Origin of the sequence: Pseudomonas sp. KNUC1026 (genome assembly GCF_021650705.1) — a bacterium.
Lineage (GTDB): Bacteria > Pseudomonadota > Gammaproteobacteria > Pseudomonadales > Pseudomonadaceae > Aquipseudomonas.
In genome coordinates, this window is record NZ_CP087138.1 from 3,585,599 (window position 1) to 3,598,136 (window position 12,538).

The window sequence follows — 12,538 nt, forward strand, 5'->3', positions numbered from 1 at the left end:
GGCCTGAACACGTAAGACCGCGCCCGCGCGCCAAGGATCACCCGCGCTTGAGTTGCAGCAGCACCTCCAGCGGGTGGCGAAGGGTTTTATCGGTGTAGCGCTTGGTTTGGCTGCGGCAGGAATAACCGGTGGCCAGCGCCTCGCCCTGCTCTTCGGCCGGTGCCGAGACCTGGCGCGCCCAGGACTGGTCGAAGATCGTCCGGGAGGTCTCCTGGTTGCGCGCTTCGTGCCCGTAGGTGCCGGACATCCCGCAGCAACCAGTGGCCTGAGTGCTGAGCTTGAGGCCGGCGCGGGCGAACAAAGTTTCCCACTGCTTGCTGCTGGCCGGCGCGTTGGTTTTCTCGGTGCAATGCGCCAGCAGGCGGAAGCGCCCAGCTTCTGCTGCCGGCACCCCCTCGGGCAACGCATCGAGCAGCCACTCCTGCGGCAGCTCCACCTTCGGCGCCAGGCCGATGCCCGGGACCTTCTGGTATTCCTGGCGGTACACCAGGGTCATGGCCGGGTCCAGCCCTACCAAGCGCACCCCGAAGCTGCTCAAGGCCTGCAACTGGCTGGCATTGCGCACCGCTGCCTTGTTGAAGGCGCCGAGAAAGCCCTGCACGTGCAGCGGTTTGCCGTTGGCACTGAACGGCGCCAGGAACACCTGGTAACCCAGGCGGGCAGCCAGCTCGATGAAGTTCGCCAACAGCGATGTTTCGAAGTAACGGGTGAAGGCGTCCTGCACGATGATCACGCTGCGCTCCCGTGCCTCGGCGCTGAGCCCAAGGAGCGCCTCGGCAGTGGCAGCGCGCACGTTCCAGCGGCGAGTGACTGCATGGAAATCGAAACGGCTGATCAGCGGGCTGTCGACCATGCCCACTTGGTTGGCCAGCAGTTTTTTAACCCAGGCGGCGTTCATGAGGCCGTTGTACAGCGCCGGGAAACGCGCCAGGTACGGGATGGTGAATTCCAGTGAGCCGATCAGGTAATCACGCGCCGGGCGCAGGTAACGGCCGTGGTACAGCTCTAGAAAGCGCGAGCGGAATTCCGGCACGTTGACCTTGATCGGGCATTGCCCCGCGCAGGATTTGCACGCCAGGCAACCGGCCATGGCGTCGTATACCTCGTGGGAGAAATCCTCGGCGCCCCGGCGCTGCGCCCGGCTGTTGCGGATGCGCTCGGGCAGGCTCCTGAAGAAGCTCGGCATGCGCTGCGCCGGTGCCAGCACATCGACCCCGGCCTGGCCTTGCAGGCGCAGCCATTCGCGGATCAGCGAGGCGCGGCCCTTGGGCGAGTGCTGGCGCTGGCGGGTGGCCTTCCAGGACGGGCACATGGCGTCATTGGGATCGTAGTTGTAGCAGGCGCCATTGCCGTTGCAGTGCACGGCGGTGCCGTAGCTTTGCCACACGCGTTCGTCGATCGTGCGGTCGAGGTCGCCGCGCAGGGTGACTTCGTCGACCTTGAGCAATGCCTCGTTGCTCTCCGGCGGGGTGCAGATCTTGCCGGGATTGAGCTGGTTGTGCGGGTCGAAGGCGCCCTTGAGCGCCTGCAGTGCCGGGTATAGCTCACCGAAGAAGGCCGGTGCGTATTCAGAGCGCACGCCCTTGCCGTGCTCACCCAGAGCAGGCCGCCGTAACGCTGGGTCAGCTCGGCGACGGCGTCGGAGATCGGCCGCACCAGCGCGGCCTGGGCGGGGTCTTTCATGTCCAGGGCGGGGCGCACGTGCAGCACGCCGGCATCGACATGGCCGAACATGCCATAGGCCAGGCCGTGGCTGTCGAGCAGGGCGCGGAATTCAGCGATGTAGTCGGCCAACTGCTCGGGCGGCACGGCGGTGTCTTCCACGAAAGGCTGCGGGCGGACCTCGCCCTCGACATTGCCCAACAGGCCCACCGAGCGCTTGCGCATGGTGTACACACGCCCCACCGCTTCGGCACCTTCGGCCAAGGTGTGGCCCAAGCGCTCGACGCTGGTGTCGCCTTGCAAGTGCTGAACGAACGCCGCCACACGAGCGCCGACCTCCTCGGCATCGTCGCCGCTGAACTCCACCAGGTTGATGCCCAGGGTCGGCCGCGCCTCATCGGCGGGGAAGTACTCGGCCACGCTGTGCCAGACGATGTCCTTCATGGCCAGCAGCAACACTTTGGAGTCGACCGTCTCGATAGACAGCGGGTTATGCGCAAGCAGCGCGCGGGCATCGCGCAGGGCATCCATGAAGCCTGCGTAGCGGATGTTCACCAGCACCGAATACTTGGGAATCGGCAGCACGTTCAGCCGTGCCTCGACCACGAAGCCCAGTGAGCCTTCGGCGCCGCACATCACGCTGTTGAGGTTGAAGCGGCCCTGTTCGTCGCGCAGGTGCGCCAGGTCGTAGCCGGTCAGGCAACGGTTGAGCTTGGGAAAGCGCGCCTCGATCAGTTCGCCCTGGGTTTCATTGATGCGCCGAGCCACGCGGTACACCTCGCCGACGCGGTCCTCGCGGGCGCACTGGCGTTCGAGCTCGGCGTCGTCCACCGGGCGGCTGTGCAGCCGTTCGCCACCGAGCAGGACGCTGTCGAGTTCCAGCACATGGTCGCGGGTTTTGCCGTAGGTGCAACTGCCCTGGCCGCTGGCGTCGGTGTTGATCATGCCGCCGACGGTGGCGCGGTTGGAGGTGGACAGCTCCGGCGCGAAGAACAGCCCATGGGGCTTGAGGGCAGCGTTGAGCTGGTCCTTGACCACACCGGCCTGCACCCGCACCCAGCGGCCTTCGACGTCGATCTCCAGGATCTGGTTCATGTGCCGGGAGAGGTCGACCACGATGCCGTCGGTGAGCGACTGGCCGTTGGTGCCGGTGCCGCCGCCACGCGGGGTGAGCTTGATGGCACTGAAGGCCGGCTCACCCATCAACCGGGCGATCAACGTCACATCACCCGTGTCGCGGGGGAACACCGCGGCCTGCGGCAGGCGTTGGTAGATGGAGTTGTCGGTGGCCAGCACCGTGCGGCTGGCATAGTCGGCGCTGATTTCGCCTTTGAAGCCAGCGCTCTTGAGTGCGGCGAGAAAATCACGGTAGCTGGCGGCAGCGGCGGCCGGTTGAAGGGCGGCGATCATGAAGGGCCTCGTCAGGCAGGTAAGCGAGAAACACGGGGCGCGCGCTTGCCATCAGGCGGTGGCTGCGGCAGCCTCTCATTCAGTGTTGTCATGCTCGCGCGATTGAGCGGGCAGGACAAACGGAAAATCGACCTGCTATCGATGACTTTTACGAATGAATTATCGCCACCTGACGCCGTCGATGTCTTTGTTGCTCGCCTTCGAAGCCGCCGCCCGGCACGAGAGCTACACGCGCGCAGCTGAAGAGCTTTCGCTCACCCAAAGCGCGGTGAGCCGCCAGGTGCAGGCGCTGGAGAAGAGCCTGGGGCTGACGCTGTTTCGTCGCGAAGGCCGCCAGGTGCAGTTGACCGATGTCGGCCGGCTGTATCAGCGCGAAGTGGCCGAGGCGCTGGGCAAGATCCGCAGTGCGACCCTGCAGGCGCTGGCCTTTCAATCCGGCGTAGGCACCTTGCGCCTGGCCACATTGCCCACCTTCGGCTCGAAATGGCTGCTGCCGAGGCTGCATCGCTTTTATCGGGCGCATCCCGGCATGCTGGTGCACATTCATTCGCGCATCGAACCCATTGACTTCGCCACCAGCGAGATCGACGCGGCCATCGCCGTGGGCACCGGCGAGCTGCGGGGGTTGGTGTGCCACCGCTTGCAGGCCGAGGAACTGGTAGTGATCCACGCACCCGGCACTGCGCCATTGGCGCCGGCGGATGTTTCCGGGCAGGTGTTGCTGAATGTCGCCGACAATCCACAGGCGTGGCCGGAGTGGTTCAGCCATCACGGCCTTGCTCACCGTGCCATGCACCTGGGGCCAAGTTTCGAACTGACCTCGCACCTGGTGCAGGCGGTACGTGCCGGGATCGGCATCGGGCTGGTGCCGAGAGTGTTGGTGGAAGAGGAACTGGCCAAGGGTGAATTGGCGTGGAGCGGGGAGGCATTCGCCAGCCGGCGCAGTTATTACCTGACCTATCCACCGCGTAATGAGGGGCTGCCGTCGTTGCGGGCGTTCAAGGGGTGGTTGTTGGGGCAGATATGAATGCGATGGGATTGAAGCCTGGCGCGTCGCGCGGCACAGCCGTCCTCCCACGGGCTTGACGGACGCCGTGTAACGGACGCCGTGTAACGGGCGACGCGCAGAACTTATTGCATCGCAAAACGCGCCGATGAAGAAATCAGAGCAAATAAGGCACCCGGACATCCGCCTCCTGAGGAGGAAAATCCTTCACGTTTCGAGAAACCAGAACCGCAGAATGTGCCTTCGCGCTCGCCCATACAATTGCGTCAGGCAGCTTGATTCGCCTCAACTTGCGAATACTGACAGCCACATCCGCAATCTTGCTATCTAGCCGTATGAGCTGGAAGGTTTCCAGCCATGCGCGGATGTCACCCTCCTCCGCCGCACTGGTACCGGCCATAACCTCCATCCAGGTAATGACACTGATCATTGGGTTCGCCGCCTTATCGAGCTCAAGCTGAGCGGGGACGATGCCATTGAGGTAGTCGATCAGAATATTAGCGCCGTATAGGAGCTTCACCATTCTTCGCGCAGCTCCTGCTGGTATTTGACCCCATCGACTGCACGGTCCCTCCAGAGGCCAAACACTTTCGCACTCGTTTGCTCGGCAGACCGATGAGACGACAGGTATTGCGCTACCGCATCCCGAATGAGGGCCGCACGCGGCCGCATTTCTCTGGCACCGATAGTTGCCAGGCTTTCGAGTTGATCGTCAGGTAAGTCGACAAGGATTCTGGCCATGATGCACCCTCAAAGGATTGATACCGGGACCATATATCAATCCTCAAAGAGTGCGACCCTCTAGGCTTGCGGGAGAGCCCATTCTTTAGACTGAATGTTTCTTGTCAGTCGAAGGCAACAGAATCGTCAGAATCCCCAGCAACGGCATGAACGAGCACACCCCGTACACGAACTCGATGCCCTTCGCATCCGCTACCGAGCCCAGCGCCGCCGCGGCGATGCCGCTGAAGCCGAACATCAGGCCGAAGAACACACCGGCAATCATGCCGACGTTACCCGGCACCAGTTCCTGCGCATACACCACGATCGCCGAGAAGGCCGAGGCCAGCACGAAGCCGATGATCACGCTGAGCACGCTGGTCCAGAACAGGTCCACGTAGGGCAGCGCCAGGGTAAACGGCGCAGCGCCCAGGATCGAGAACCAGATCACCGCCTTGCGCCCGATGCGGTCGCCGATCGGGCCGCCGAAGAAGGTGCCGGCCGCCACCGCGCCGAGGAACAGGAACAGGTGCAACTGCGAGCTGGCCACCGACAGGTCGAATTTTTCGATCAGGTAGAAGGTGTAGTAACTGGTGATGCTCGACATGTAGATGTACTTGGAGAACACCAGCATCGCCAGCACTACCAGCGCCCAGGCCACACGGCGGCGGCTAAGACCGTGGCTGGCCTCGGCGCGTTTCTTGCCCTTGGCGCTGTTGAGGTGGTTTCGATACCAGAGGCTCAGGCCGTACTGCACGCCGATGGCGAACACCGCGAACAGGCCGAACCAGGCCACGTGGGTTTGCCCGAACGGGATGATGATCGCCGCCGCCAGCAGCGGCCCGATGGCGGTGCCGGCGTTGCCGCCCACCTGGAAGGTCGACTGCGCCAGGCCGAAGCGCCCGCCAGAGGCCAGCCGCGCCACGCGGGACGTCTCCGGGTGAAAGGTGGAGGAACCAATGCCGATCAGCGCCGAGGCCAGCAGGATCGTTGGGAAACTGGTGACGAACGCGAGCATCACGATGCCCACCAGGGTACAGACCATGCCCGCCGGCAGCAGGAACGGTTTGGGATGGCGGTCGGTATAGAAGCCGATCCAGGGTTGCAGCAAAGAGGCGGTGACCTGGAAGGTCAGGGTGATCAGGCCCACCTGGGTAAACGTAAGGCCGTAATTGGCCTTGAGCAGCGGGTAGATCGACGGCAGCACCGACTGGATCAGGTCGTTGATCAGGTGCGCAAGGCCGCAGGAGAGCACGATGCTCATCACCAGCGTCTGGGCGTTGGGCGAGGCGGAAGGCGCCGCGGGGCTTGCGGCATTGCTGGTGGCCATAGGAAATACCTGAAGAGGAAGTGATGCACGGTTCAGGTGCATCACTGTGCCACTTTGGCGCAGGTAAGGCCAGATTGCAGTTACAAGATGTTTCTCAAGCCAACTGGAACCGAGCGGTATTTTCGCTCAGGCTGCGGCTGCCCGCACTCAGCTGGTCTGCAGCGCCGTTGACCGCCCGTGCCCCGTCGAGCAGGCGCATGGCTGCCTGATCAATCTGCTGGATGTTGCCGCTGACCTCATCGGCCGTGGCTGCCTGTTGCTCCACGGCGGTGGCGATGAGGGTGAGGTTGTCGGTCACATCCTGGACCGCACCGGCAATCTTGCCCAGGCTTTCGCCGAGGCCCGTCACCGCTTCTGCATCCTGCAGCGCCTGGGCGCAGGCCACTTCCATCAGCTCCACGGCCTGGCGCACCGTACCGCGCAAGCTGTCGACGGTACTGGCGATCTGAGCCGTGGAGGCCTGGGTGCGCTGCGACAGGCTGCGGACCTCGTCGGCCACCACGGCGAACCCCCTGCCCTGCTCGCCGGCGCGCGCAGCTTCGATGGCGGCGTTGAGCGCCAGCAGGTTGGTTTGCCCGGCAATGCCGCCGATCACATCCACCACTGACTGGATCTGCTGGCCCTGCTCGCTTACCCGGCTCAACGCCTGGGCGGTGTCGGCCAGCCGTTGATTGAGCTGCTGGATGCTGTCGGTGGTGCGCTGGCTGTCGCGGCTGCTGGCCATGGCGATCTGCCGAGTCTGCTGCGCGGTACTGGAGGCTTGCTCGCAGCTTTGCGCCACACCTTGCGAGGTTGCAGCCAACTGGGTGGCGGCGGTGGCGATCTGGCTGATCTGCTGCTGTTGCTGCTCCACCTCAACCAGCGTGGCGCCGGCCTGGCTGTTCAGCGCCTGTACCGTGCTGCCCAGCGCCACGGTCTCGCGGTCGACCCCGCCCAGGCTGCCGCGCAACTGCACCACGGCGCTGTTGAGCGCGGTACTGATGACCGCCAGCTCGTCCTTGCCGCTGACGGGCACCTGCACACACAGGTTGCCGTCGCGCAGGGACTCGGCCAAGGTCGTGATGCCGCGGGCGCTGTTGCGGATCGATGCTTGCAGGCAAACGAACAGATAAAGCGCCGCCAGCAACAGGACCGCAAAACTGCCCGCCACCGGCATGAACTGCATCACCGCCTGGCCGTGGTAGAACGCCAGGCGCTGATCGAGCGAGAGCAACGCCTGTTTGCGCAGCGCCGACATTTGTGCCAGCAAGCCATCGATGTTTTTCTCGAAATCCGCCGCCGCCAGAGTGACCGAGCCACCGAACAACCCATCGTCCAGGCGCTTGAGCTCCTGGTCCAGGCGGTCGGTGCTGGCCTGGTATTGCGTGGTCCAGGCGCTCATGCCCTCCGGCAGGCGCGCCTTGAGCATGTCGCCGCTCTTTATCAATTGCTCGCGAGCATCGCCCAGGCGGCTGCGCAGGTCGCGCATCTGCAAACGGCTTTGCAGGCTGAACTGGCCCGCGACCACCGAAGCTTCACCCACACTGGCCAGGCGGCCCACGCGCTCGATCGCATCCGGCGCCTGATGGGTGCTGATCTGCATGAGCAGATAGGTTTCCATCCAAGGGTCGAGGATCAAGCCACTGTCCATGGCCAGTTGCTCACGCAGCAACTGCAGGCTGCCGATGGCGGCAGTGAATTTCTCATAGCCGTCCGGCCACCAACCTGAGGCGCGAATACCCTCCACGTCCAGGCCTTGGGCAGCCTGCTGTAGCGCTTGGTAACGTTTTGAAGACTCAGCACTGGCACCTGAGGCCTTGAGCGTATCTCCCAGTTGCTTGATCGCCTCTGCCAATGGAGCGCTGCCGCCCTGCAGGGCCGCTATCGCCTCCCGGGCGGCGGGGGTAGGTTCGCGAAGAATGTCGACGGCTTTCCAGCGGGCGGCACGATTGCGCTGCGCAACCAGCAGGTCGTCCACGCGTTCGAGCGCCAGCAGCTGAACCACGCCGTTTCGCTCACTGGCAATGGCGCCCAGGCGCTGCCGGTAGTCGCTGGCGACCATCCACAGGCTGGCTGCCAAGGGCAACATGAAGAGCAGGAACAACAGTTGAAACTTGCGAGCAAAACGGAATCGGCCAAGCAGGCCAATCCCCGGTGCCAAAAACGCATTCATAGGCCGACTTCTCCACTGGACCCGCGCCACGGCACGGATCAGGCCATGGCATATTGAAATCACTGCAAGAAGCGAACCGCCGCCCCACCTGCTTATCGGCGGGATCCATAATGGGCGCAGTGCAGAAGAGAGAATTGGCTAAGCCGTTGATCGGTTGAAGAAATATTTTGCTGCGAGGGTTGACACATGCCCAGCCAGCGCGAATAATGCGCGCCACTTGGCTACATAGCTCAGTTGGTTAGAGCATAGCATTCATAATGCTGGGGTCCGGGGTTCAAGTCCCTGTGTAGCCACCAAACGCTGTAAGGCAAAGCCCACCGCAAGGTGGGCTTTGTCGTTTCAGGCCGTCACGATTGACGCCTCCCCTGCCCTGCGGCACTTTGGGCTCCTTTTGCCAGGGCCTGCGCCATGCCGCACATTCTGATCGTCGAAGACGAACCTGCCATCGCCGACACCCTGACCTACGCGCTGCGCGCCGAGGGGTTCGCCTGCACCTGGCTGGGCACGGCAGGCGAGGCGCTGGCCAGCTTGCGCGAGCGCTCGGCGGACCTTGTGATACTCGACATCGGCCTGCCTGACCTTTCAGGCTTCGAAGCGTGCCGGCAGCTGCGCAGCTTCAGCGATGTGCCGGTGCTGTTCCTCACCGCCCGCAACGACGAACTCGACCGCGTGCTGGGGCTTGAGCTCGGCGCCGATGACTACGTCACCAAACCCTTCAGCCCGCGCGAGGTGTGTGCAAGGGTACGCGCGATCCTCAGGCGCCTGGCGCCGCGCAGCGAGCCGGCAGCGCCCGGCCCGTTCCAGGTGGAACCCGAGCGCGCGCGGATCCGCTTCCACGGCCAGCCGCTGGCGCTGACGCGCCTTGAATATCGGTTGCTGGAGCACCTGCTCAGCCAGCCCGGCCGAGTGTTCAGCCGCGAGCAGTTGCTCGATGCCGGCGGGGTCGCCAGTGGCGCCGGCTACGAGCGCAACATCGACAGCCACATCAAGAGCCTGCGCGGCAAGCTGCGTGCAGCAGGGCCCGGCGAGCCGATCCAGACCCACCGCGGCCTGGGCTACAGCTATGACCCGGAGCACAGCTGATGCCGTTGGGGATACGGATCTTTCTGGTGTACTTCCTGTTCGTGGGGCTGACCGGCTGGTTCGTGCTCAATGCGGTCACCGATGAAATCCGACCTGGGGTGCGCCAGTCCACCGAGGAAACCCTGGTGGACACCGCCAACCTGCTGGCCGAGCTGGTGCGCGACGACGTCAAGGCGGGCACCCTGGCCCAAGGCCACCTGCCGGCAGTGCTCAAGGCGTATGGCCAGCGCCAGCCAGGTGCCGACATCTGGGGCCTGACCAAGAACAGCGTCAACCACCGCATCTACGTGACCGATGCCCGTGGCATCGTACTGCTCGACTCGCTGGGCCTGGCCACCGGCCAGGACTATTCGCGCTGGAACGACGTGTACCTCACCCTGCAAGGCCAATACGGCGCCCGCTCGACGCGGGAGAACGCCGACGACCCTGCCAGCTCAGTGATGTACGTCGGCGCGCCAATCATCGACGGCGGCCAGATCATCGGCGTGGTAACGGTGGCCAAGCCCAATGCCACCGTGCAGCCCTATGTGGAGCGTTCCGAACAGCGCTTGCGGCGCCTGGGCATCGCGCTGGTGGTGCTGGGGCTGATGGCCGGCGGGCTGCTGGCCTGGTGGATGACCCGCTCGCTGCGCCGGCTCAGCGCCTATGCGCTGGCCGCCAGTGAAGGCCAGCGCGTCGCGCTGCCACGCTGGCGCACGGGGGGCGAGATGGCGCAACTGGCAGGCGCCGTGGAGCACATGCGCACGCAACTGGAAGGCAAGGCCTATGTGGAGCGCTATGTGCTGGCGCTGACCCATGAGCTGAAAAGCCCGCTTGCGGCCATTCGCGGGGCCGCCGAATTGCTGCACAGCGACATGCCAGCCGAAGCGCGTACGCGTTTCGTCGAGAACATCGACAGCGAGAGCGCGCGCATCCAGCGCCTGGTGGAGCGCTTGCTGGACCTGGCGCAAGTCGAGCAGCGCCAGGCACTGGAGGCGCCTGCGGCGGTGCGGCTGGCGCCATTGGCGCAGCAAGTGGTGCAGGCGCAGGCCGCACGGGTTCACTCGGCCGGGCTCGTGGTCACGGTGCAGATAGCCGACCACCTGGCAGCCCTGGGCGATGCGTTTCTGTTGAGCCAGGCAGTGGGCAACCTGGTGGAAAATGCGCTGGCGTTCATGCCCGACGGTGCCAGCCTGCACCTGAGCGCCGAGGCGTTGGCAAACAACCGAATTCGCCTGAACGTATTCAACGAGGGCCCGAGCATTCCGGATTACGCACTGCCACGCCTGACCGAGCGCTTCTATTCCCTGCCCCGCCCCAGCAGCGGGCGCAAGAGCAGCGGGCTGGGCCTGAGCTTCGTCGCCGAGGTAATGACCCTGCACAACGGTCAGCTGGTGATCACCAATGCTCCGAACGGCGTGCTGGCGAGTCTCGAACTGCCTGCTGCCTGAAACTCCACACAAACTCCACACAGCCACCATCAGCTCCCCACAGGCGCCCAGCACACTGGCCGGCATCCGAACCGGCCAGGAGCCTGATGCCATGAAACACCCGTTAGTGAGCCGTTTGCTCGCCATCGCCCTATTGATGCTGCTGTTGCTGATTCCGCTGACGATGATCGGCAACCTGGCCAGTGATCGCCAGCAGAGCCGCGACAGCGCACTGGCCAGCATCGCCAGCAGCGCAAGCGGCAGCCAGCAGGTGGTAGGCCCGTTGCTGATCGTTCCCTATACCCGGCTGATACCCGCGCAGGGCGAGGTGGCAGCCAAGGAAGAACACGGCCAGCGGGTGCTGCTGCCCACTACTTTCAATGCCGAGGTCAATGCACAAACAGAGCTGCGCTCGCGGGGCATCTACGATGCCCGGCTGTTTCATGCGGCGCACACGCTCAGCGCACATTTCGACCTCACGCCCGGCGCTGGCCTTGAGGTAGACCAGGGAGAGTACCGGTTCGGCACGCCTTATGTGGTCGTGGGCATCAGCGACGTACGCGGTATCGAGAACGACCCGCAGATGACCGTCAACGGAAAACCCGGCGAGCGCTTCGAGCCCGGCGCAGAGTTGGGTTGGCTGGGCGATGGGATCCATGCCGCGCTGCCTGGCGTGCAAACCGCCGAGGGCGCCAGCCTGGATATCAGCCTGCAATTGAACCTGCAAGGCACCGGCCAGTGGCTGATCGCCCCGGTGGGCGACAACAGCCACATCGCACTTCGCGCCGACTGGCCGCACCCGGGGTTCATCGGGCGCTTTTTGCCTGCCCAGCGCAGCATCACGGCTCAAGGCTTCGAGGCCAGCTGGGCGACCACACGGCTGTCTAGCAACCTGGCCGACACCTTGCGCAGTTGCGTCAAGGGCCACTACTGCGCCAGGGTCGATGACAGCAGCCTGGGAGTGGACTTCGTCGACCCGGTGGACAGCTACGCGCAGAACAGCCGCGCGATCAAATACGGGCTGCTGTTCATTGGCCTCACGTTCATGGGGTTCTTCCTGTTCGAAGTGCTCAAGAAGGTCGCGGTGCACCCGCTGCAGTACGCGCTGGTGGGCCTGGCCCTGGCGATGTTCTTCCTGCTGTTGCTGTCGCTGGCCGAACACATCGGCTTCGCCTGGGCGTACGCGGTGTCTGCGCTCGCCTGCATCGGGCTGATCGGTAGCTACGCAAGCCATGCCCTGCAGGGGCGGCGCAACGGCTGGCTGCTGAGTGCTGCACTGGCGGTGCTGTACGGCGTGCTCTATGTGCTGTTGTCCGCCGAAGACTACGCCCTGCTGATGGGTGCAGTGCTGGTGTTCGCCATGCTGGGGCTGTTCATGACCCTGACCCGGCGGCTGGACTGGTACAGCGTCAGCCCTCGGCGCGGGGCGGGAGGTGAGCATGTGCAGTGACGCATTTCGGCTGCGCGAAGAGCGCGAGCTGGCGCGGTTGATCGTGGCGCTGTTCGGGGTGGTGGGGGCCGCGGCAAGACCTGCGAAGGCCAGATAGAGCCGCCGGGAAGCGCGGGGTCGCCGCCCACAGGGGGTGACGCTCGGGCCTCAAGCCGGATGCAACCTGTCGCGCGGCGCAGCCGCCCTCCCACGAGGGTTTCGGGGTGATGCGTTGGCCGCCGTGGCCTGCCCTGCGCTCAAACCTTTGGCTGGCCAACGCTTTTTTTCACAAATACTTGCTCGCCCATAGCACTCTCGGCGCGACGCCTGGGTCATA

8 protein-coding genes, 1 tRNA gene and 1 pseudogene are annotated in these 12,538 nt (G+C 64.6%); 5 read left to right on the top strand and 5 right to left on the bottom strand.

Annotation, left to right across the window (positions count from 1 at the left end):
• Positions 1 to 37: 37 nt before the first annotated feature.
• A pseudogene (ydiJ, locus tag LN139_RS16840) lies at positions 38 to 3,072 on the bottom strand (D-2-hydroxyglutarate dehydrogenase YdiJ).
• Between the two features lie 154 nt (positions 3,073 to 3,226).
• Between ydiJ and LN139_RS16845 the strand changes: the two are divergent.
• On the top strand, positions 3,227 to 4,099 hold the full coding sequence (locus LN139_RS16845; RefSeq protein WP_236355296.1) for a LysR substrate-binding domain-containing protein: 873 nt from the start codon (positions 3,227 to 3,229) through the stop codon (positions 4,097 to 4,099).
• Between the two features lie 136 nt (positions 4,100 to 4,235).
• Here the strand turns inward: LN139_RS16845 and LN139_RS16850 are convergent, their stop codons facing one another.
• The 4 genes from LN139_RS16850 to LN139_RS16865 form a co-directional block, all read right to left on the bottom strand.
• Positions 4,236 to 4,601, bottom strand: a complete 366-nt coding sequence (locus LN139_RS16850) for a type II toxin-antitoxin system VapC family toxin (protein WP_236355297.1) — start codon at positions 4,599 to 4,601, stop codon at positions 4,236 to 4,238.
• Positions 4,595 to 4,819, bottom strand: coding sequence for a ribbon-helix-helix protein, CopG family (locus LN139_RS16855; protein ID WP_236355298.1), 225 nt, complete (start codon positions 4,817 to 4,819; stop codon positions 4,595 to 4,597). The genes LN139_RS16850 and LN139_RS16855 overlap by 7 nt, the downstream gene beginning before the upstream one ends.
• 85 nt (positions 4,820 to 4,904) lie before the next feature.
• Positions 4,905 to 6,128: an MFS transporter gene (locus LN139_RS16860; protein ID WP_329610968.1), complete on the bottom strand. Its 1,224-nt coding sequence runs from the start codon at positions 6,126 to 6,128 to the stop codon at positions 4,905 to 4,907.
• Between the two features lie 94 nt (positions 6,129 to 6,222).
• Positions 6,223 to 8,280, bottom strand: coding sequence for a methyl-accepting chemotaxis protein (locus LN139_RS16865; protein ID WP_236355299.1), 2,058 nt, complete (start codon positions 8,278 to 8,280; stop codon positions 6,223 to 6,225).
• 219 nt (positions 8,281 to 8,499) lie between these two features.
• Here LN139_RS16865 and LN139_RS16870 point away from each other — a divergent pair.
• The 4 genes from LN139_RS16870 (at position 8,500) to creD (ending at position 12,222) form a co-directional block, all read left to right on the top strand.
• Positions 8,500 to 8,576, top strand: a tRNA-Met gene (locus LN139_RS16870).
• A 112-nt stretch (positions 8,577 to 8,688) separates the two neighbouring features.
• Positions 8,689 to 9,363: a two-component system response regulator CreB gene (gene creB / locus LN139_RS16875; RefSeq protein ID WP_236355300.1), complete on the top strand. Its 675-nt coding sequence runs from the start codon at positions 8,689 to 8,691 to the stop codon at positions 9,361 to 9,363.
• Positions 9,363 to 10,793 (top strand): two-component system sensor histidine kinase CreC, encoded by a 1,431-nt coding sequence (gene creC / locus LN139_RS16880; RefSeq protein ID WP_236355301.1) that lies wholly within the window; start codon positions 9,363 to 9,365, stop codon positions 10,791 to 10,793. Before creB ends, creC begins: the two co-directional genes overlap by 1 nt.
• 91 nt (positions 10,794 to 10,884) lie before the next feature.
• A complete protein-coding gene (creD, locus tag LN139_RS16885; RefSeq protein ID WP_236355302.1) occupies positions 10,885 to 12,222 on the top strand; it encodes a cell envelope integrity protein CreD in 1,338 nt (445 codons plus the stop codon).
• The last annotated feature ends 316 nt before the right edge of the window (positions 12,223 to 12,538 follow it).

What these genes read in the sequence shown, in the direction of transcription:
- creC (WP_236355301.1), top strand. Translation starts at nt 9,363, where the DNA reads ATGCCGTTGGGGATACGGATCTTTCTGGTGTACTTCCTGTTCGTGGGG.
- LN139_RS16845 (WP_236355296.1), top strand. Translation starts at nt 3,227, where the DNA reads ATGAATTATCGCCACCTGACGCCGTCGATGTCTTTGTTGCTCGCCTTC.
- LN139_RS16865 (WP_236355299.1), bottom strand. Translation starts at nt 8,280, where the DNA reads ATGAATGCGTTTTTGGCACCGGGGATTGGCCTGCTTGGCCGATTCCGT.
- creD (WP_236355302.1), top strand. Translation starts at nt 10,885, where the DNA reads ATGAAACACCCGTTAGTGAGCCGTTTGCTCGCCATCGCCCTATTGATG.
- LN139_RS16855 (WP_236355298.1), bottom strand. Translation starts at nt 4,819, where the DNA reads ATGGCCAGAATCCTTGTCGACTTACCTGACGATCAACTCGAAAGCCTG.
- creB (WP_236355300.1), top strand. Translation starts at nt 8,689, where the DNA reads ATGCCGCACATTCTGATCGTCGAAGACGAACCTGCCATCGCCGACACC.
- LN139_RS16850 (WP_236355297.1), bottom strand. Translation starts at nt 4,601, where the DNA reads ATGGTGAAGCTCCTATACGGCGCTAATATTCTGATCGACTACCTCAAT.
- LN139_RS16860 (WP_329610968.1), bottom strand. Translation starts at nt 6,128, where the DNA reads ATGGCCACCAGCAATGCCGCAAGCCCCGCGGCGCCTTCCGCCTCGCCC.